A 20,627-nucleotide genomic window follows, 5' to 3' on the forward strand; every position below is an offset into this window, starting at 1 on the left:
GCGCGCTAGGCTGGCGTCTTGTCGAACTCTGGTTTCGGTAGTCATGTCAAACGCGACGTCTTCCAGTGGCCTGGTGCGCGTACGCGGCGCGCGCGAGCACAACCTCAAGAACGTGGATGTGGATGTCCCCCGCGATGCACTGGTGGTGTTCACCGGCGTTTCCGGATCGGGCAAGTCGTCGTTGGCGTTCGGCACCATCTTTGCAGAGGCGCAGCGGCGCTATCTGGATTCGATCTCGCCGTATGCGCGGCGCCTGATCGACCAGGTAGGCGTGCCGGAGGTGGATTCCATCGATGGCCTGCCACCGGCGGTGGCCCTGCAGCAGGCCCGCGGCGCGCCTAGCGCACGCTCGTCGGTGGGCAGCGTCACCACCATCTCCAACTCATTGCGCATGCTGTATTCGCGTGCCGGCCAGTATCCGCCGGGGCAGGAGATCATCTACGCCGACGGTTTTTCGCCGAACACGCCCGCGGGGGCATGCCCCACCTGCCACGGCCTGGGGCGCATCTATGACGCCACCGAAGCGACCATGGTGCTCGACCGCAGCCTGAGCATTCGCGACCGTGCGGTCGCCGCCTGGCCGGGCGCATGGCATGGGCAGAACCAGCGCGACATCCTCACCACGCTGGGCCATGACGTGGATGTGCCATGGCACACGCTGCCGAAGAAGACCCGCGACTGGATCCTGTTTACCGACGAACAGCCGGTGGTGCCGGTATACGCCGGTTACAACGTGGCCGAGGTCAGGCGCGCCCTCAAGCGCAAGGAAGAGCCCAGCTACATGGGCACCTTCACCAGTGCGCGGCGTTATGTGCTGCACACCTTCGCCACCACGCAGAGCGCGCAGATGAAAAAGCGCGTGGCGCAGTATTTGCTCAGCACACAATGCCCGCAGTGCGATGGCAAGCGCCTGCGCCGCGAGGCCTTGTCGGTCACCTTTGCCGGGCTGGATATCGGAGAGTTGTCGCGGCGCCCCCTGGACGAGGTGGCCGAGCTGCTGCGCCCCGCCGCCGAAGCCACGCCATCCAAAGGTACGCGCAAGGGTGCGCACCAGCATCCGGAACAGGTGATCGCCGCGCAACGCATCGCTGCGGATCTGCGCGCGCGAATCGCCGTCGTACAGGCACTGGGTCTGGGCTACCTCAGCCTGGAGCGCAGCACGCCCACCTTGTCGCCGGGCGAGTTGCAACGGCTGCGGCTGGCCACGCAGATCCGCTCGCAGTTGTTCGGTGTGGTGTACGTGATGGACGAACCATCGGCCGGCTTGCATCCCGCCGATGCGCAGGCGCTGCTGGGTGCGTTGGATCAACTCAAGTCGGCGGGCAATTCGGTCTTCGTGGTCGAACACGAAGTGGACGTGATCCGCCATGCGGACTGGATCGTGGATGTAGGCCCGGCGGCCGGCGCGCAGGGCGGGCAGGTACTTTACAGCGGGCCGCCCGCAGGCTTGGAGCAGGTACAGGCCTCGTCCACACGTCGCTATCTGTTCGGCACGCCGCCGCAGGTGCATCGCCCGGCGCGCGCGGCAAACGGTTGGTTGCAGCTGCGCGGCATCACCCGCAACAACGTACGCGCGCTGGATGTGGATCTGCCGTTGGGCGTATTCACCACTGTTACCGGTGTGTCCGGCTCGGGCAAATCCTCGTTGGTGAGTCAGGCGCTGGTGGAATTGCTGGCCGCCCATCTGGGGCAAGCGCAGGCAGAGGACGAAGAAACGCTGGATGCACTGGAGCGCGGCACGCAGGTGCCGCTGGAGGGTGCGATTGTGGCCGGGCTGGATCGGGTGCGCCGGCTGGTGCGCGTGGATCAAAAACCCATCGGCCGCACCCCGCGCTCCAATCTGGCCACCTACACCGGCCTGTTCGATCCGGTGCGCAAGCTGTTTGCGGCCACGCCGGCCGCACGCCGGCGCCGCTACGACCCGGGGCAGTTCTCCTTCAACGTCGCCAAGGGCCGCTGTGCCACCTGCGAGGGCGAAGGCTCGGTGTACGTGGAATTGCTGTTCATGCCCAGCGTCTACGCACCGTGCCCGACCTGTCACGGCGCACGCTATAACGCCAAGACGTTGGAGATCGCGCTACGCGGTCGCAACATCGCGCAGGTGCTGGAGATGACGGTGGATCAGGCAGCCATCTTCTTTGCCGACGATGCCGGCGTGCTGCGACCGTTGCAGGTGTTGCGCGAAGTGGGGCTGGGCTATCTGCGTCTTGGCCAGCCGGCCACCGAACTGTCCGGCGGTGAAGCGCAGCGCATCAAGCTGGCGACCGAGCTGCAACGCGCGCAGCGACGCGACACCGTCTACGTGCTGGACGAACCGACCACCGGCCTGCATCCGTCCGACGTGGATACCTTGATGGCCCAGTTGCAAGGGCTGGTCGACGCAGGCAATACGGTGATCGTGGTCGAACACGATATGCGCGTGGCCGCCAGCAGCGACTGGGTGCTGGACATGGGGCCGGGCGCAGGCGGCGCCGGCGGTCACGTGGTGGTGGCAGGACCACCGGATGTCGTGGCACGCCATCGTGGCAGCCGCACCGCACCGTTCCTGGCGCAGGTGTTGCGCGGGGAATAAGTCGCCGACATGTTGGTCAGCCCGCGCCGCGTCGTACGAAATGCCATGCACGCCTGCGCTCCCGGTCGGCCCAGGCGGAACGCACACGGATACACCGAAAAAAGCGGTGACACGTTGCGGGATGTGTCTGGCATCGCCGTCGATTTGCCGCTGCCTGCCAGGCCGATCACCCACATGCCTGCCTAGCGATCACGACTGCTAACGCAGGTGCGTGCGGGCGGTACTGGGGCATAAGGCAGGAAAAAAGCTGCGCGCAGCTGGGTGGCAGTGGCAGGTGCTGCATGTGCGGCGCTGCGGTACGAGCGGGTTTGTCGCCGACACATGGCAGCGGGCCCAATGCAGCGATGCATTGGGCCCGACGATTGGGATCACTTCATTCACTTCACTTCACTTCACTTCACGCAGCGCCAAGCATCCCCTGCAAGCGCAACGTGCAATGCAGGTCAGTCCGCCATCACCTTGTCCGGCGTCATCGGCGTACTGCGGATGCGCTTGCCGGTGGCGTGGAAGATGGCGTTGCAGATCGCCGCCGAAACGCCGACCAAACCGATTTCGCCAACACCTTTCGCACCCAGGCTGCTCACGACGCGGTCGTCTTCGTCCGCGAAGATCACATCGATGTCGTGAATGTCGGCGTTGGCGGAGACGTGATACAGCGCCAGGTCGTGATTCATGAAGCGGCCGAAGCGATGGTCGGATTGGGTGTGCTCGTGCAGCGCCTGGCCAATGCCCCAGACCACGCCACCAACGATCTGGCTACGTGCGGTGATCGGATTGAGGATGCGCCCGGCGGCAATGGCGCTGACCACGCGGGTGACCCGCACCGTGCCCAGTTCTTCGTCCACCCGGACCTCCACAAACACGGCGCCGTGCGTGGCACGGGTGTATTTGCGTTGCTTGAGTACGTTCGGCAGCAGGAGGAATTTATCTTCGATCTGCTCCAGCCCTGCAGTGCGCAGCAGGTCGGTCAAGGCGAGGGCGCTGCTGGCATCGGCCCGCAATGCCAGCTTGCCGTCTGCAAAGACCACATCGTCAGGTCTGGCCTTGGCAAAGCGCGACTCCGGCAGGGCCTGGGCCAGGCGCAACAGGCGCGCGCGCAGCTTCGCGCACACGCCATCCACTGCCGATCCCACCGTGGTGACGTGCGAGGAGCCGCCTTCGATCGGCGCAACCGGCAAGGTGGAGTCGCCAAGTTGAAACGTCACCTGCTCCAACGGCAGGCCTAATGCTTCGGCAGCGATCATCGCCATCACCGTGTAGGTGCCGGTGCCGATATCGCTGGCCGCGCTGCTGACCACCAAACGGCCGTCGGCATGCAGCGCTGCATGAGCGCGCGCGAACATCTGCATCGCGTCCCATTGCCCGGTGGCCATGCCCCAGCCCACCCACTCGCTGCCTTCCTTGCGCGCGCGCGGTTGCAAGGGGCGTTGCGCCCAACCGAAGCGCTCTGCCCCTTGCTCGTAACACTGGCGCAGCGCCTTGGTGGAGTAGGGCTTGTCGTCGGCCGGATTGACCTCGGCGTAGTTCTTCAGGCGCAGTGCCAACGGATCGATGCCGATCTCATAGGCCAACTCGTCCATCGCCACTTCCAGCGCATGCACACCATGCGCGGCGCCGGGCGCCCGCATGTCGATCGGGCTGTATTGGTCCAGACTCACCAACTTGTAGCCCAGGTGCACGTTGTCGCAGGCATACAACTGCCCGCTCCAGTTGACCACCACCTCCACGTAGTCTTCGATGCGCGAGGTTTCGGCGATGGCTTCATGCCAGACCGAGCGCAAGGTGCCGTCGCGGTCTGCACCGAGCTTGAGCCGCTGCAGCGTTTCCGGGCGGTGGCCGAAGGTGAACATCTGTTGCCGTGTCAGCACCACACGGACCGATCGATCCAGCAGGATCGACGCCATCACCGCCAGTGGCAGTTGATACTGCGGGCGCAGCCCGGAGCCGAACGCGCCGCCCACGTACGGGTTGCGCACGGTCACCTTGCGCTTGCTGAGCCCAAACACGTGCGACACGTACCAACGGCTGTTCTGCGACCCCTGGGTTTTGTCGTAAATGGTGAAGTGGCCGTCGGCATCGCGGATGACGGTGGAAGCGAACAACTCCATCGGGTTGTGGTGCTCGACGCCGCTGTAGTAGTCGGCCCGTACCTGGCACGCGGCATTGTCGAATGCGCTCTGCGGATCGCCCTTGTCCTTGGGCGGCGGCGAAAAGCCGGCCTTCAACGGCCTGGGTTTGTGCGCACGGTCCAGGTTGGTCATCAGGTTGGTGTCGTGTGGATCCTGCAGCAACTCCACTTCCACCAGGTGCGCCGCATGGCGCGCCGCTTCGAAGGTCTCGGCAACCACCAGCGCGATGGGCTGGCCGCTGTACAAAATCTTGTTGTCGTACAACGGACGGAACGGCGAACCGGCCGGCGCCGTCATGTCCTTGTAGAACAGGTCCATGCCGCGCATATGCGGGCGGTTCTCATGGGTGACGATCTCCAGCACGCCGGGGACTGCGCGTGCTGCATCCAGATGGAAGGCAACGATCTCACCCTTGGCAATGCTGCTGTTGACCACCACGCCATAGGCCAGATCCGGCACCGGCCATTCGGCGGCATAACGTGCCTGTCCGGTGACTTTTGCGCGTCCGTCGATGCGCGTGACGCCGGTGCCGGTGGGGCGATAGCCGGTGCCGCTGTCGGCAACCGGCGGGGTCAGCTCGCTGTCGGACAGGTCGGTGCTGCGTGCGTTCATGGCGATTCCTCCAGCGCACTGGTGCGCCCGCGGTTGTCGATGGTGCCCTCGCGTGCAACGCTCAATGCGCGCACGATGGCGCGACGTGCCAGCGGCAGCTTGAAGGCGTTTTCGCCCTGCGGTTGCGCACCTTGCAGCAGCGTGTCGGCCAGGCGGCCGAAGGTGTCGGCATTGGCCGGCTGGCCGACCAGCTGTGCTTCTGCATCGGCATTGCGCCAGGGTTTGTGCGCCACGCCGCCCAGTGCAACACGCACTTCGCGGATGCTGCCGTCGTCGGCCAGGTCCAATGCGGCCGCTACCGACACCAGCGCAAACGCGTACGAAAGGCGCTCGCGGATCTTGAGATACGCACTGTGTGCGACGAAGCGCTGCGCGTCGGGGAGGTCGATATGCACGATTAACTCGTCCGGAGCCAAGGTGCTGTCCAGTTCCGGGTGATCGCCGGGCAGGCGATGGAACTGCGAGAACGCAATGTCGCGCTCGCCCTTGGCGCCCTGCACATGTATCACCGCATCCAGCGCAGCCAAGGCCACGCACATATCCGATGGATGCGTGGCGATGCAGTGCGCGCTGGTGCCGAGAATGGCGTTGTATTTGGTCAACCCGCCAATGGCCGAACAGCCGGTGCCCGGGTCGCGTTTGTTGCAAGGCGTGGCATGGTCGTAGAAATACATGCAGCGCGTGCGCTGCAGCAGGTTGCCGCCATTGCTTGCCATGTTGCGAATCTGCGGCGAAGCGCCGGCCAGAATCGCCGCGCTCAACAAGGGGTAACGCGTTTCCACCTCCGGGTGATATGCGGTGTCGGCATTGCGCGCCAGCGCACCCAGGCGCAGGCCGCCATCGGGCTGGGTGCTGATGCTGTCCAGCGGCAGCCGATTGATGTCGACCAGGCTGCTGGGGCGCATCAGCTGCAGTTTCATCAGGTCGGTGAGATTGGTGCCGCCGGCGATAAAGCGTACCGGTGCCTCGGAGGGCACCGGCTGCGTGTCGCCGCTGCGCACTGCAATCGCGCCGAGTGCGGCATCGACGGTGTCCGGGCGTGTATAGGTGAGCGGAATCATGCCGGCACCGTCCCGGGCGTCCACGGGGTGGCCGCGCTGTCGCTGCTGTCGCTGGGCTTGCCCATTACCTCCATCACGGCATCGGTGATCTGCGGATAGGCACCGCAGCGGCAGATATTGCCGCTCATCAGTTCACGCACCTGGTCGCGGTCGTGCGCCTTGCCTTCGTTGATCAAGCCCACGGCCGAGCACAGCTGCCCCGGGGTGCAGTAACCGCACTGAAATGCGTCGTTGGCGATGAAGGCGCGTTGCAGCGGATGCAGTGCGTCGCCATCGGCCAGCCCCTCGACGGTGGTGATGTCGGCACCGTCCTGCATGACGGCCAGGGTCAGGCAGCTGTTGATGCGGCGGCCATCGACCAGCACCGTGCAAGCGCCGCATTGGCCATGGTCGCAACCTTTCTTGGTGCCGGTGAGGTCGAGGCGGTCGCGCAGCAGGTCGAGCAGGCTCACCCAGGCTTCGAGCTGCAAGTGATACGGCTGACCGTTGATGCGCAGGTTGACCGGGTAGGTCGGCGCACTGGTGGTGGCAGTGGCCGGCGCCGTGTCATGGGCAGTGGCGGGTGTGGCAGTCATGCGAACCCCGTGGCGATGGCTGAGGAGAAGGACCACCACCTTGACGGCGCTGTGGTCAACGCAAAGTGACCACGGCTGCGATTGGCGGCGATACAACACGGCGTACGCGCATTCAGGAGCGGCATGCTGGTCGCTGCACGCTCGTGCCTGCATGCGGTGCGCGTAAAGTGCCATGCCATGCGCTGAATTCGTCAGCTTTCCGCGCGCGTCAGCGCGCTGGTGTCCCAGCTGTTGCGACGTGCCGCCGTAATCCTGACCGCATGAAAAAGAGGCGGCAGCAATGAGCCGGCGTGGTGGCAGTGCGGATCTTCCCTTGCATGGAGGTCGCGTCCCGCGTTGGTTGGGTGAGCGGATGACGCGGCTTGGCGCAGTGATGTGCGAGGCGATCGTGCACAGCTATGGGCGCGATGAATTGTTGCGGCGGCTTGCGCACCCGTTCTGGTTTCAGTCGTTCGGTGCGGTCATGGGCATGGACTGGCATTCGTCCGGCATTACCACCAGCGTGATCGGCGCGCTCAAGCGTGGGTTGACGCCACTGGCCGGCGAACTGGGCATCCATGTCTGTGGCGGGCGCGGCCGGCATTCGCGTGCCACGCCTTCCGAATTGCTGGCAGTGGGCGATGCGGTCGGGCTGGACGGCGCCGCTTTGGCACAGGCCAGCCGCTTGGTCGCCAAGGTGGACAGCGCTGCCGTGCAGGACGGCTTCGATCTGTACCTGCATGGTTTCATCGTCAGCGACGATGGCCGCTGGGTGGTGGTGCAGCAGGGCATGCACGGGCAGCGCAAGCAGGCGCGCCGGTATCACTGGCTCTCCGAAGGCCTGAGCAGTTTTGTGGATGCGCCGCATGCTGCCATCGAAGGCGCGCATCAAGGCGAGATCGTCAATCTCGCCGACCACCGTGCCGCTGCCTCGCGCGATGCGCAGGTGGAGCTGTTGCGCAGCACAGCGCCGGACCGGCTGGCACGCCAATGGCAACGGATTGCGGGTGTGGAGGCGCCTGCGGCGCAAGGTCCGCTCACCGGCGATCTGTTCGCCGGCCACGCCTGGGACCCGGCACAACACCCGCATCTGTCCATGCCCGATCATCATGACGTGCGCAGCGAAAACGTGATTACACGACGACTGCACGCCAGCTTGGCCGCCGCTGCCGAAGCGGGACCGCGCGATTTCACCGCGCTGCTGCAAGTGCCTGGTGTGGGTGCGCGCACGTTGCGCTCGCTGGCGATGGTGGCCGAGGTGATGCACGGCACGCCATGCCGTTTCAGCGACCCGGCGCGCTTTTCGCTTGCGCATGGGGGCAAAGATCGGCAACCGTTCCCGGTGCCCACACGCGTGCTCGATCACACCATTGGCGTACTCAAGCAAGCGATGCAGCAGGCCAAGCTGGGCAACGACGAACGCTTGCAGGCGATTGCGCGGCTGGACGCGCAGGCGCGTCGGCTCGAAGCCAGTGCGCAAGGGCCGACGGTGGACGACTACATCGCGCAGGAACGTCGCGATTCGCATCGCTATGGTGGGCGCAGCGTGTTCGGCTGGGAACCGGCGCCGGAGGATACGCACGCGGTGCAAACCCAAGCGCATGCAGGTCGCCGATGAGCGTACGCGCACGTAGCAGCACGCCAGTGGCCATCGACGGACGTTGCTTCACCTATGTGTTCCCGTGCCAGTGGGAAGACCATTGCAAGATCGGTTTCTCGCGCGACCCGCTGGGGCGCATCGCTAGCCTGCATCCGCGCTGGTTCGATTTTTTCGATCTGGAGCACGGGCTGCTGGTGGAAACCGAGCGCGAGCGCGATGCACGCGATCTTGAGCTGCAACTGCGGCGTCCGCTGCTTGCGCACAACGCACCGGCACCGATGGCGATCCGTGCAGTGGCCGGTGGGCATACCGAATGGTTTCGGGGCGTTGGCGATGCATTGCAACGTGCAGTAGTGCATTTGCAGCAGAGTGGGTATCGCGTGTTCGTGTTGCGCGAGTGGCTGCAGGCGGCGATGGCCCAGCGTATCGATCGGCTCTACGACTGGGCCGCGGTGCAGTTGAGTGCGGACGAACTGGATGGCCTGGCCGGTCCTACGCCAGCGCAACGTGCGCTGCGCGATGTACTCGATGGCTATCGCGCATTGGATTTTCCCATGCAGCACCATCTGCCCGAACACATTTGGGCTTGGTATTGCCGCAACGGCTGAGCATGTTGCCAGCACGTTGACGTGCGTCGCCTCAGCATCGCCTCAACCCTGAGGAGTGCCTGATGCAGATTGCACAACTGACATTGACCGACGCGTTCAAGGTGCTGTTTTCGGTGCGCCAGGTGCAAGCCGCTGAAATGGTGATTGCACCAGGCGAGGGCGAAGGCGGGCCAGACAATCGCCACCGAGGTGCCGATCAATGGCTGTACGTGGTGGACGGCACCGGCGAGGCGGTCGTCGAGGGGCAGAGGCATGCACTGCAGGCCGGTAGCCTGGTCGCCATCGAGCGCGGTGAAACGCACGAGATCCGCAATACCGGGAACATGCCGCTGAAGACGGTCAATTTCTATCACCCGCCCGCCTACGATGCCCAAGGCGAACCCTTGCCAGCCGGTGAGGCGTAGTGATCGCTGGCGGTGTCGCATGTCGTTGACTGGATCGGTCACTGCGCAGGTGCGTGACTTTGCAAAAGCGGCAGGCATGCTTCAACGCCAGGTGAGCGCCGCGCCCACTGCGCGTTGACGCTGCGCTTGTTACATCGAGTTGCCATCCACGACAGGGGAAGTGCCATGCCGCAGACCAAGACACGCCGCGCTGCTGCCAAGGATAAGCGCGAAGGAAAATCGGCCAGCACCCAGGCCGGCGAATATGTCAAAGAAGAAATCGACCAGGTGCGCGACGGCGCGCATGGTGTGAAAAGCACCAAGCAGGCCATTGCGATCGGCTTGTCCAAGGCGCGCCGCGATGGTGTGGATGTTGCACCGCGCAGTTCCGCGTCCAAGGCCACCAAGAAAAAAGCCGCGCAGGACAAGGCAGCTGCAACCTCCAAAAAGCCGGTGTCGCCGACGCGCTCGGCCGGTGCCAAGAAAGCCCTCAAGACCGCCAGCAAGGGCACTACCGCCAAGAAGACGGTGGGGAAGAAGGCATTGTCCAAACAGACCACGAGTGCCGCGAAAAAGCGCACAGCCAGCGACCGTTCGACGGCAGCAAAGAAGGCGGCAAAGACCAAGGGCCCGGCAGTACGCAAGGCCGCCGCAAAGAAAGCGGCGGCGACGCGGAAGCGTGCTGAATAAAGGGGGCATGCGTCAGACAGCGACGTCGATGCTGACCGAGTTGCGATATGTAGATCTGCTACTTGCGCATGCATGTGCCAGTACTGACGCGTTGCTGCCCAGGATTGCTTCAGCCGTAATGACCTTGCGGTTCGTGCACATGCGTGTCTGCACGCAATCGCATGCGCGGCCGTAGCCACTGGGCGAATGTCGCTTCGCTCCACGCGCCATCGGCCAGCCTCATCATGGCAACGTATTTTTCTTCCTGCGAGGCGATGAGCTCGGCACCGTTGAGCAGCAAGAAGACTCGGTAGCACACGTGGGCAGTTCGTTTGTTGCCATCCACGAATGGGTGATTGCGCGCGAGCCCATAAGCCAGGCTGGCCGTCAGCTCAACCAGATCGGGTGGAGGGTCGCCATACGAAAACAGCTGTTGCGGGCGTGCAAGTGCCGAATCCAGTAGCGCTTCGTCGCGCACTCCGCTTGCGCCCCCGTGCTCGCTCAATTGGCGTTCGTGGATGGCCAATGCAAGCGCATGCGTAACCCAGACCAGCATGCGCGTGTTCACTTGGCCAGCTTGTTCAGCACCTGGCGATCCTCACGCATCACCTGTTCGGCAACATCCATCTGCGCCGCCAACGTCGGGTCGAATGCGGTCAGCTTGATGCCGTCGGGTGTTTCCAGTGCATAGAGTTCGTCGCCCTTTCCAAGCCGCAGGCGGGCCAGCAGTTCCTTGGGCAGGATGACGCCAGCGGAATTGCCGATGGAAGTGATCTTGAGTTTCATGGCGGCATCTCGGGTTAGTACTAAAGTTATAACTCTGTCGTCAGCCAGTCGCAAGTGCGTGCTGAAGCCGCTCAGCAAGCCAGTCTCGCCTGCTGCGATCGATGGGTGTACAAATGTACACCTTGTCCCGTTCTGCTGCCGCGTCTCATGCCATCGCTTCCTCCCCAACGTGCCGCCGTGCTGGCGTTCCTGCAGGAGCAGGCCCAGGCAGGCGTCTCGCCCAGTCTGGCCGAGATCGCGCAGGCCTTCGGGTTTGCCTCGCGCAATGCCGCACAAAAGCACGTGCAGGCGCTGGCCGACGCCGGGTTGATCGAGCTGCTGCCCAATCAGAAACGTGGCATCCGTCTGCCGGGAGGCGCCGGTCGCGATGCATTGTTGGCCTTGCCGGTGCTGGGGCGGGTGGCAGCAGGCCTGCCGATCGGTGCGGATATCGGCCTGGAGCGTCAGCTCTGGCTGGACCGCGCGCTGTTTTCGCTGCGCCCGGATTACCTGCTGCAGGTGCAGGGGGATTCGATGATCGATGACGGCATTCTGGATGGCGACCTGGTTGGCGTGCATCGCAGCAATGAGGCGCGCGACGGACAGATCGTGGTGGCGCGGGTGGATGGCGAAATCACCATCAAGCGCCTGGAGCGCGGCGCCGAACGGATCCGCCTGCTGCCGCGCAATCGCGCGCATGCGCCGATCGTGGTGGCGGCCGATGCCGACTTCGCGATCGAAGGGCTGTACTGCGGCCTGATCCGGCAGGGCTGAGATGAGCCAGGAGCCGGCGCGCATCAGCCAGGACGGCAATGCGGCAGTGGCACTGCCGCTGGACGCCCTGCTGGCCGCGCGCACCGTCTGGCGTGCAGGCCAGGGCACGGCCACCGCCAATGGCGGCGAATCCACCGGGCATGTGGCATTGGATGCGTTGCTGCCCGATGGCGGCTGGCCGCGGCGTGCCTTGACCGAGTTGTTGTTGCCTGCGCATGGCATCGGCGAGATCGCCTTGTTGCTGCCCACGCTGGCACGCATGACCGCCAGCAGCAGCCGGGTCGTGCTGGTCGCGCCGCCGTTCATTCCTTACGCGCCGGCCTGGCAGGCGGGCGGGGTGGTGCTGGAGCATCTGGAAGTGGTGCAGGCCGAGCCGCGCGAAGCGTTATGGGCGTTCGAACAATGCTTGCGCAGCGGCGCATGCGCTGCGGTACTGGGCTGGCCGCAAACCGGCGATGCGCGTGCGCTGCGCCGGTTGCAGGTCGCGGCCGATAGCGGTAATTGCTGCGCCTTCGCACTGCGCGACCGCCGTCATGCGGTGAATGCATCGCCGGCGGCCTTGCGGCTGGAATTCCTGCCCGAGCGCGATGCCTGGCAGGTGCGCAAGTGCCGCGGCGGGCAGGTACCGTCGCAGCCGCTGCGGCTGGCGCATTGAGGCGCGCGCATGTTGTGGGCCTGCATAGTGCTGCCGCAGCTGGCGCTGGACGCCGTCCTTCGGCGTCTGGAAGCGCCGCAGGCGCCGCTGGTGCTGGTGGAAGGCCCGGCGCAGCTGCGCAGCCTGCATTCGGTCAATGCCGCCGCAGGCGCGGCTGGGTTGAAGGCCGGCATGCGGCTATCGGCGGCGCATGCCTTGATGACCCAGGTACGCACCATCGATTACGACGCGCAAAACGAAGCCCGCACGCAGCGCTTTCTTGCGGCCTGGGCGTATCGGCATAGTTCGCTGGTCAGCCAGCAGTGGTCGCGCGCCATCGTGCTGGAAGCCGGTGCCAGCTTTCGCCTGTTCGGCCCCTGGCCGCGCTTCGAGCGTCGCCTGCGCGATGAGCTGCAAGCCTTGGGCTTCCAGCACCGGCTGGCGCTGGCACCCACGCCGCGCGCCGCGCGCGTGCTGGCCGGCCTGCGCGACGGCATGGTGGTGACGCAATTGCCGGCCCTGCACAGCACGCTCGACAAGGTGCCTGTGCGCCGCGCTGCATTGCCCGACGATGCCGGCGAGCGCCTGCAGCATATGGGCGTGCGCACGCTCGCGGCGGTGCGTGGGCTGCCGCGCGACGGGTTGCGCCGGCGTTTCGGTGCGGGCCTGCTCGATCATCTGGATCGCCTCTACGGGCAGGTCGACGACCCACTGGAGTGCTACGCGCCGCCAGACCACTTCGACCACCGCGTGGAGTTGGGGTATGAGGTGGAAACGCATCCGGCGCTGCTGTTTCCGTTGCGCCGGCTGATCGGCGACCTATGCACGTATCTGTCCATTCGCGATGGCGGCGTGCAGCGGTTTTTATTACGCCTGGAGCACGAAGAAGGCGCGACCGATGTGGAGATCGGCCTGCTCACGCCGGAACGCGCGCCCACCTTGCTGTTCGAGCTGGCCCGTAACCGGCTGGAGCGGGTGGAGATTCCGCGGCCGGTGGTGGCGATGCGCTTGCTGGCACGGCAGCTGCCACCGTTCGTACCGGCCATGCGCGACTTGTTCGATCAGCGCGCGCAGCAATCGGTGGAGTGGCCGCAACTGCGCGAGCGCCTGCGTGCACGGCTGGGCGATGACGCGGTCTATCGCGTGTTGCCGGCCGACGACCCGCGCCCGGAGCGCGCGTGGCGCCGCGCCATCGGCGATGCGGTGCGCGAAGTCGCTGCGCCGCCGCGTCCGCCGCGCCCCACCTGGCTGCTGCCGCAGCCGGTGCCGCTCCACGACCCGCACCTGCGCATCGTGTCCGGCCCGGAGCGGCTGGAAAGCGGTTGGTGGGACGACGATGAAGCGCGTCGCGATTACTACGTGGTGGAGACCGCACGCGGCCGGCGTGGCTGGGCATTCGCCGCGCCCGGTCGGGTGGACGGCTGGATGCTGCATGGGTGGTTTGCGTGAGCGCAGGGATGCCATTGCAGGATCCGAGCACGGGCCGCCTGGCTGCTGGTCGCGGGTTGGGTGCAGGCTACAGGTGCCGGGCCTCCAAAAAGAACGCAGCAGGAGCTGCAGCGACGCGATCTGCCGCGTATTGCAAGGGCCGTGCGAGACAGCATGGCGCTGTTGAAGTCATCCAGCATCCATGAGCTGGGATGACGCCATCGATGGCGTAGACCGCGACACGCCCGGCGGGCGCATGCCGCGCGCCTGGAATGTGGCTGCACGCCTGCGCGCGGCCAATGACGATATCGTCCACGCGCAGCAGGCCGATGGTCTGCCTGCATATGCCGAACTGCATTGTCTGTCGGACTTTTCGTTCCTGCGCGGTGCCTCCAGTGCCGAACAATTGTTCGCACGCGCGCAGCAGTGCGGCTACAGCGCCTTGGCCATTACCGACGAATGCTCGCTGGCCGGCATCGTGCGTGGCCTGGAAGCGTCGCGCGCCACCGGCGTGCGCTTGATTGTCGGCAGCGAATTCACCCTGGTCGATGGCACCCGCTTCGTGCTGCTGGTGGAAAACGCGCACGGTTACCCGCAGCTGTGCGGGTTGATCACGACCGCGCGGCGTGCGGCCAGCAAGGGCGCCTATCGCTTGGATCGCGCCGAGGTGCAAGCGCAGTTTCGCGACGTGGCGCCGGGCGTGTTTGCGCTGTGGCTGCCCGGCGCACAGCCGCAGGCAGAGCAGGGCGCCTGGTTGCAACAGGTCTTCGGCGAGCGGGCGTTTCTGGCAGTGGAACTGCATCGCGAACAGGACGATGTCGCGCGCCTGCACGTCCTGCAAGCGCTGGCGCAGCAACTGGGCATGACCGCGTTGGCCAGCGGCGATGTGCATATGGCGCAGCGTCGCGAGCGCATCGTGCAAGACACCTTGACCGCCATCCGCCACACGCTGCCGCTGGCCGAGTGCGGCGCACACCTGTTCCGCAATGGCGAGCGGCATCTGCGCACCCGGCGCGCGTTGGGCAATATCTACCCGGATGCGTTGTTGCAGGCCACCGTGGAGTTGGCGCAGCGTTGTACCTTCGATATTTCCAAGATCAGCTATACCTATCCCAGAGAGCTGGTGCCGGAAGGCCACACGCCCACCAGCTATCTGCGCCAGCTCACCGAAGCCGGCATCCGCAGGCGCTGGCCGGGCGGCATCACGGCAAAGGTGCGCGAGGACATCGAAAAAGAGCTGGCGCTGATCGCGCTCAAGAAGTACGAAGCGTTCTTCCTCACTGTGCAAGATGTGGTGCGCTTCGCACGCGAGCAGAACATTCTCTGCCAGGGTCGTGGCTCATCGGCCAATTCGGCAGTGTGTTATGCGTTGGGCATCACCGCGGTCAACCCGGATGAAACGCGCCTGTTGATGGCGCGCTTCCTGTCCGAAAAACGCGACGAGCCGCCGGATATCGACGTGGACTTCGAGCACGAACGCCGCGAGGAGGTGCTGCAGTACGTCTACAGCAAGTACGGGCGCGAACGCGCAGCGCTGGCGGCGACGGTGATCTGCTATCGCGGCAAGAGCGCGGTGCGCGACGTGGCCAAGGCCTTCGGTCTGCCACCTGACCAGATCGCGTTGCTTGCCAATTGCTACGGTTGGGGCAATGGCGAAACGCCGATGGACCAGCGCATCGAAGAAGCCGGGTTCGATCTGGCCAACCCGCTGATCAACAAGATCCTGGCCGTTACAGAGCATTTGCGCGATCACCCACGGCATCTGTCGCAGCATGTCGGCGGCTTCGTCATCTCCGACGAGCCCTTGTCGCTGCTGGTGCCGGTGGAAAATGCCGCGATGGCCAACCGCACCATCATCCAGTGGGACAAGGACGATCTGGAAACCATGAAGCTGCTCAAGGTCGATTGCCTGGCGCTGGGCATGCTCACCTGCATCCGCAAGACGCTGGATCTGGTGCGCGGCCACCGTGGGCGCAATTACAGCATTGCCACGCTGCCAGGCGATGACGCGCCAACCTACAAGATGATCCAGCGCGCCGACACCGTCGGCGTGTTCCAGATCGAGTCGCGTGCGCAGATGGCGATGCTGCCAAGGCTCAAGCCTGCGGCGTTCTACGACCTGGTCATCGAAGTGGCGATCGTGCGCCCCGGGCCGATCCAGGGCGACATGGTGCACCCCTATCTGCGCAGGCGGCAGGGCCGCGAAGAAGTGAACTACCCGTCGCCTGCGGTTGAAGACATCCTCAAGCCCACGCTGGGCGTGCCGTTGTTTCAGGAGCAGGTGATGGAACTGCTGATGCATGCTGCCGATTACAGCGAGGACGAAGCCGACAACTTGCGTCGCTCGATGGCCGCATGGCGGCGCGGCGGCGACATGGAACAGCATCGCACGCGCGTACGCGAACGCATGCAGGGCAAAGGCTACGCCTCCAGCTTCATCGACCAGATCTTCGAACAGATCAAGGGTTTCGGTTCCTACGGTTTTCCACAGAGCCATGCCGCCTCGTTCGCCAAGCTCGTCTATGCCAGCTGCTGGCTCAAACGCCACGAACCGGCCGCATTCGCCTGCGGGCTGCTCAACGCGCAGCCGATGGGCTTTTATTCGGCCAGCCAGATCGTGCAGGATGCGCGCCGCGGCAGCCCCGAGCGCGAGCGTGTGGAGGTGCTGCCGGTGGATGTGTTGCACAGCGACTGGGACAATACCCTGGTCGGCGGCCGGCCGTGGCGCAGCGCTGCCGATCCCGGCGAACAACCGGCGATCCGGCTGGGTATGCGGCAGGTCGCCGGACTGTCGCAAGTGGTGGCGCAGCGCATCGTTGCCGCACGCACGCAGCGGGCGTTCGCCGATATCGGCGATCTGTGCCTGCGCGCCGCACTCGACGAAAAAGCACGCCTGGCATTGGCAGAAGCAGGCGCCTTGCAAGGCATGGTGGGCAACCGCAATGCCGCGCGCTGGGCAATGGCCGGCGTGGAGGCGCGTCGCCCACTGTTGCCGGGCAGCCCGGAGGAGCGCCCGGTGGAGTTCGAGGCGCCGCGCGCGGGCGAAGAAATCCTTGCCGATTACCGCTCGGTCGGCCTGAGCCTGCGCCAGCATCCAATGGCGCTGCTGCGCCCGCAGATGCGCCAGCGGCGCATCCTGGGTCTGCGCGAATTGCAGGGCCGCCGCCACGGCAGCGGCGTGCATGTGGCCGGCCTGGTCACCCAGCGCCAGCGCCCGGCCACCGCCAAGGGCACCATCTTCGTCACCCTGGAAGACGAACAGGGCATGATCAACGTCATCGTCTGGTCGCACCTTGCGCTGCGTCGCCGCCGCGCGCTGCTGGAATCGCGCCTGCTGGCCGTGCGCGGTCGCTGGGAACGCGTGGACGGCGTAGAGCATCTCATCGCCGGCGACCTGTACGACCTCAGCAACCTGCTCGGCGACATGCAGCTGCCCTCGCGCGATTTCCATTGACGCTTTTTAGGTCCATGGATTGCTGCTAGATTCCGCAATCGGTTTGCCTACAACACGGAGTCGTACATGCGGAAATGGATCATTCCTGCGGCCTTGGTGCTGCTGATGGCGGCCGGCACTGCCACGGCCCAGGTGGATGTCGGCGCCTATATCAAGAAAGACAAGTTCGCCGACATCAAGCTATCGCCCAGCGGCGCGTATTTCGCCGCGACCGTGCCCATGGAAGACAAGACCGCCCTTGCGATCATGCGGCGTTCGGACAACAGCATCGGCGCCACCTTCGTGCTGGGAAAAAACACGTACGTAAGCGATTTCGCCTGGGTCAGCGACACCCGCGTGTTGATCTCCATTGCACAGAAGTACGGCCTGCTCGACAAGCCGCTGCCGACCGGCGAGCTGTATGCCATCAACGCCGATGGCACCGGAGCCGAGTTGCTGGTGGGCTACCGCGCACGCGGCACCGGCCTTGGCACCAACATCAAGGTCAAGAAGACCGAAGCGGTGGCCGCATTCCTGACCGATCCCTTGCCCGACGACGACCGCAGCGTGATCGTGGCGATCTGGCCGATGTCGGGGCAGGATCCCTACACCCGCGCAGAAAAGCTCGACGTCACCACCGGCCGTCGCCTGCCGCTGGCGCGTGCGCCGATTCAGCGCGCCAGCTTCACCACCGACCATCATGGGCAGGTGCGCTTTGCGCAGGGGGCGGGCTCGGACAATGTCAGCAAGCTGTATTACCGCAAGGGCGCGGGCGACGAATGGGCGCTGATCAACGACGAGCAAGTCAGTGGCCATGTCGAAACACCGCTGGGTTTTTCGCAGGACGAGCGCATTGCGTACTTGCGCGTGCAAAGCGCCGACGGCCCCGATGCGATCGTCGGCTGGGACATCCAGGCCAATCGCCGTGAGCAGGTATTGCGCGACGCGGTGGCCGACCCACTGGAGATCATCTACCGCAACGGCACCACCATCCCGGTTGGCGCCATCTTCATGGCCGACCGCCCCCGCACCCGATTTTTCGACGAGCATGGTGGTGAAGCGCGGATGTATCACAGCCTGGAGGCGGCCTTCGCCGGCAACGCGGTGCGCGTGACCTCCAGCACCAAAGACGGTCGCTACGTGATGCTGGAAGCCTATTCGGGCAGCAACCCTGGCGACTTCTACGTGTTCGATACGCAACAGAACAAAGCCCAGCATGTGATCAGTCGGCGCGACTGGTTCGACCCCGAGCGCACGGCCACCGTGCAGCCGATTGCACTGCAGGCACGTGACGGGATGCCACTGCATGGGTATCTCACGCTGCCGCGCAGCGCGGGCGACCAACATCTGCCAATGGTGGTGATGCCCCATGGCGGTCCCTTCGAGATCTTCGACAGCTGGCAGTTCGACGACGATGCGCAGCTGCTGGCGCAAGCGGGTTATGCGGTGCTGCAGATCAATTTCCGTGGCTCGGGCAATTACGGGCGCCACTTCCAGCACGCCGGCGCGCGTCAGTGGGGCGGCACCATGCAGGACGATGTGACCGATGCAACGCGTTGGGCGATTGCCCAGGGGTATGCCGACGCACGCAAGATCTGCATCTTTGGCGCCAGTTACGGTGCGTACGCAGCCTTGATGGGTGCGGCCAAGGAATCGGGCCTGTATGCGTGCGCGGCCGGGTATGTGGGCGTCTACGACTTGCCGATAATGTTCACCAGCGGCGATATCCAGAAGCGCGGCTCCGGCGAGAACTATCTCAAGCAATGGTTGGGCGATCCGGCCACCCTGGCCGCACGTTCGCCGGTCAATCTAGCCAGGCAGATCAAGGTGCCGGTGTTTCTGGCCGCAGGGGGCGAGGACGAGCGCGCGCCCATCCAGCACAGCAAGCGAATGGAAGCGGCGTTGCGCCAGGCCGGCACGCCAGTGGAAACGCTGTACTTCGATACAGAAGGCCACGGCTTCTACACCGAGCCCCATCGACGCGCGTTCTACGCCCAGCTGCTGGCGTTTCTATCCAAATCGCTGGGTGGTGCCAAGGCCGACTGAGGGTCATCGAGACGGTCGCCTCGTCGAATTGTCGAGTTCGCTTGCTTCTGCGGTCAGTCGGGCCATGCGGGGAGGTGGTGCGCTGTCCAGACCCAGCCAGAAGCCTGAGTGAATCATCCTGCCGTCGGTCATTGGCAGTAAGCCGGTCCGTGCTACACCATGCAGGTCCGCGCAGCCGCGCTGGCTTGTCTTTCACCCACGAGGCGATCATGAAGTTGGAGGCGTTGTTCGACCAGTTGCACACCTTGCCCACCGTGCCCAAGGTGGCGCAAGACCTGATCCGTCAATTCGACGATCCGCAGACCGATATCGATACGCTGGCGCACAGTATCGAGCGCGATCCGGTGATCGCCGCCAAAGTGTTGCGGCTGGCCAATTCGGCGCGCTTCCATGGCTTGCGCGATTCCACCAGCGTGGAAGACGCGGCCATGCGGCTGGGCTTCAACACCCTGCGCACGCTGGTGCTGGCGTCGGCGATGACTGGCGCGTTCCGGGCTGGCCCGGGCTTCGACCTCAAGGCCTTCTGGCGGCACAGTTTCGAAGTGGCCGGCATCTGCCGCCTGCTGGCGCGCCAGCAGGGGGTGGACCCGGAGACGGCCTTCACCTGCGGGATGATGCACAACATCGGCGAGCTCTTGATCCAGTCCGGTGCGCCGGAATACGCCAGCCGCATCAATCACGAAACCTCCTCTGCCGGTCATGCGGCCGAAGAAACCCTGCAACTGGGCTTCGGCTATCCGGAAGTCGGGGCCGAGCTGGCACGGCGCTGGCAGTTGCCGGTGGTGATCCAGGAAGCCATCGGGTATCAGGTCCGGCCTGCCGCGGCCCCGGACGGTGCGCGCATGCCATTGCTGGTGGCCCAGGCGGTACTGGTCTGCGATGCGCTGCATGCGCATGGCGGCGCCACCGCGGCGGCATTGGAAGCGATACGCAGCCCGCTGATGGACGGCGTTGATCTGGACGCGTTGTTCGCCGCGTTGCCGGAGGTCATCGAGGCAGATCGCGCCTTTGCCGAGTTGCTGCACTAACCCTGGGCAGGACGCTGCGTCATTCCCCGCGTAGCGGCGCATGCGCAGTCTGTTGCGCCTTGCGTCGCACGCGCGGTGTCGGGCCGCTGCATGCGGTGATCGCCGCGCCCCGGCGCAGATCCGGACAGGCATTGGCCCGATAACGCCCCCGCTGGGCGGCAGCTGGCGCCAGGTGACAGGCGCGGCGCACTTGTATCGACGCTGGCGTGAACGTGCTTCGAAACGTGCCCGCGTCCTTAAGAGCAACGCGCCGGATACCGCCGCGCTTGGCAGATTGCAACCCAGGCAGCAGCGCGTGCGTCGGGTCGCCCCGGTGAAGCCCACCCGCCAC

The 20,627-nt window shown here is 65.3% G+C and carries 17 protein-coding genes; 11 read left to right on the plus strand and 6 right to left on the minus strand.

The genetic code is table 11. The annotated features are described in order from the left end of the window. Positions 1–43 precede the first annotated feature (43 nt). Positions 44–2,572, plus strand: a complete 2,529-nt coding sequence (locus tag EO156_RS09230) for an excinuclease ABC subunit UvrA (protein ID WP_016849383.1) — start codon at positions 44–46, stop codon at positions 2,570–2,572. 443 nt (positions 2,573–3,015) lie between these two features. Here the strand turns inward: EO156_RS09230 and EO156_RS09235 are convergent, their stop codons facing one another. From EO156_RS09235 to EO156_RS09245, 3 genes are read right to left on the minus strand one after another with little or no spacing between them, the layout of a single operon-like run. After that, a complete protein-coding gene (locus EO156_RS09235; RefSeq protein ID WP_016849384.1) occupies positions 3,016–5,313 on the minus strand; it encodes a xanthine dehydrogenase family protein molybdopterin-binding subunit in 2,298 nt (765 codons plus the stop codon). After that, positions 5,310–6,398, minus strand: a complete 1,089-nt coding sequence (locus EO156_RS09240) for a xanthine dehydrogenase family protein subunit M (protein WP_016849385.1) — start codon at positions 6,396–6,398, stop codon at positions 5,310–5,312. Before EO156_RS09240 ends, EO156_RS09235 begins: the two co-directional genes overlap by 4 nt. Next, the gene (locus EO156_RS09245; RefSeq protein WP_005920580.1) at positions 6,371–6,949 is read right to left on the minus strand and encodes a 2Fe-2S iron-sulfur cluster-binding protein; all 579 of its coding nucleotides are present in this window, start codon (positions 6,947–6,949) and stop codon (positions 6,371–6,373) included. The genes EO156_RS09240 and EO156_RS09245 overlap by 28 nt, the downstream gene beginning before the upstream one ends. Before the next feature lie 280 nt (positions 6,950–7,229). On the opposite strand from EO156_RS09245, the gene EO156_RS09250 reads away from it, so the two are divergent. From EO156_RS09250 to EO156_RS09265, 4 genes are all read left to right on the plus strand, one after another. After that, the gene (locus tag EO156_RS09250) at positions 7,230–8,546 is read left to right on the plus strand and encodes a DUF763 domain-containing protein (RefSeq protein ID WP_016849386.1); all 1,317 of its coding nucleotides are present in this window, start codon (positions 7,230–7,232) and stop codon (positions 8,544–8,546) included. Continuing rightward, complete coding sequence (locus tag EO156_RS09255; RefSeq protein WP_016849387.1) at positions 8,543–9,136, plus strand: GIY-YIG nuclease family protein; 594 nt, start codon at positions 8,543–8,545, stop codon at positions 9,134–9,136. The genes EO156_RS09250 and EO156_RS09255 overlap by 4 nt, the downstream gene beginning before the upstream one ends. 62 nt (positions 9,137–9,198) lie before the next feature. Beyond that, positions 9,199–9,540 (plus strand): cupin domain-containing protein, encoded by a 342-nt coding sequence (locus tag EO156_RS09260; RefSeq protein WP_016849388.1) that lies wholly within the window; start codon positions 9,199–9,201, stop codon positions 9,538–9,540. A gap of 165 nt (positions 9,541–9,705) precedes the next feature. Next, positions 9,706–10,209: a DUF6496 domain-containing protein gene (locus EO156_RS09265; RefSeq protein WP_003490238.1), complete on the plus strand. Its 504-nt coding sequence runs from the start codon at positions 9,706–9,708 to the stop codon at positions 10,207–10,209. Positions 10,210–10,318: 109 nt separating this feature from the next. Here EO156_RS09265 and EO156_RS09270 read toward each other — a convergent pair whose 3' ends face one another. After that, positions 10,319–10,744 (minus strand): type II toxin-antitoxin system death-on-curing family toxin, encoded by a 426-nt coding sequence (locus EO156_RS09270; protein ID WP_026006897.1) that lies wholly within the window; start codon positions 10,742–10,744, stop codon positions 10,319–10,321. A gap of 8 nt (positions 10,745–10,752) precedes the next feature. After that, entirely contained in the window at positions 10,753–10,974 is a 222-nt protein-coding gene (locus EO156_RS09275) for an AbrB/MazE/SpoVT family DNA-binding domain-containing protein (RefSeq protein WP_016849390.1), read from the minus strand. 147 nt (positions 10,975–11,121) lie between these two features. Between EO156_RS09275 and lexA the strand changes: the two genes are divergently transcribed. The 4 genes from lexA (at position 11,122) to EO156_RS09295 (ending at position 17,243) form a co-directional block, all read left to right on the plus strand. Then, positions 11,122–11,727, plus strand: coding sequence for a transcriptional repressor LexA (lexA, locus tag EO156_RS09280; RefSeq protein WP_003490243.1), 606 nt, complete (start codon positions 11,122–11,124; stop codon positions 11,725–11,727). Between the two features lies 1 nt (position 11,728). Further along, positions 11,729–12,382 carry a translesion DNA synthesis-associated protein ImuA gene (gene imuA / locus EO156_RS09285; protein ID WP_003490245.1) on the plus strand — a complete coding sequence of 218 codons (654 nt, stop codon included), beginning with the start codon at positions 11,729–11,731 and terminating at the stop codon, positions 12,380–12,382. Positions 12,383–12,391: 9 nt separating this feature from the next. Then, entirely contained in the window at positions 12,392–13,810 is a 1,419-nt protein-coding gene (locus tag EO156_RS09290) for a DNA polymerase Y family protein (protein WP_005916336.1), read from the plus strand. 181 nt (positions 13,811–13,991) lie between these two features. Continuing rightward, entirely contained in the window at positions 13,992–17,243 is a 3,252-nt protein-coding gene (locus EO156_RS09295) for an error-prone DNA polymerase (RefSeq protein ID WP_016848820.1), read from the plus strand. Positions 17,244–17,389: 146 nt separating this feature from the next. Here the strand turns inward: EO156_RS09295 and EO156_RS09300 are convergent, their stop codons facing one another. Next, positions 17,390–17,575, minus strand: a complete 186-nt coding sequence (locus tag EO156_RS09300) for a hypothetical protein (protein WP_078585592.1) — start codon at positions 17,573–17,575, stop codon at positions 17,390–17,392. Positions 17,576–17,675: 100 nt separating this feature from the next. Between EO156_RS09300 and EO156_RS09305 the strand changes: the two genes are divergently transcribed. Then, positions 17,676–19,268 carry a S9 family peptidase gene (locus EO156_RS09305; RefSeq protein ID WP_026006789.1) on the plus strand — a complete coding sequence of 531 codons (1,593 nt, stop codon included), beginning with the start codon at positions 17,676–17,678 and terminating at the stop codon, positions 19,266–19,268. 209 nt (positions 19,269–19,477) lie between these two features. Then, positions 19,478–20,296 (plus strand): HDOD domain-containing protein, encoded by an 819-nt coding sequence (locus EO156_RS09310; RefSeq protein WP_016848822.1) that lies wholly within the window; start codon positions 19,478–19,480, stop codon positions 20,294–20,296. The last annotated feature ends 331 nt before the right edge of the window (positions 20,297–20,627 follow it).

The sequence above is a fragment of the Xanthomonas sp. DAR33341 genome, assembly GCF_003992815.1.
GTDB lineage: Bacteria > Pseudomonadota > Gammaproteobacteria > Xanthomonadales > Xanthomonadaceae > Xanthomonas > Xanthomonas cissicola.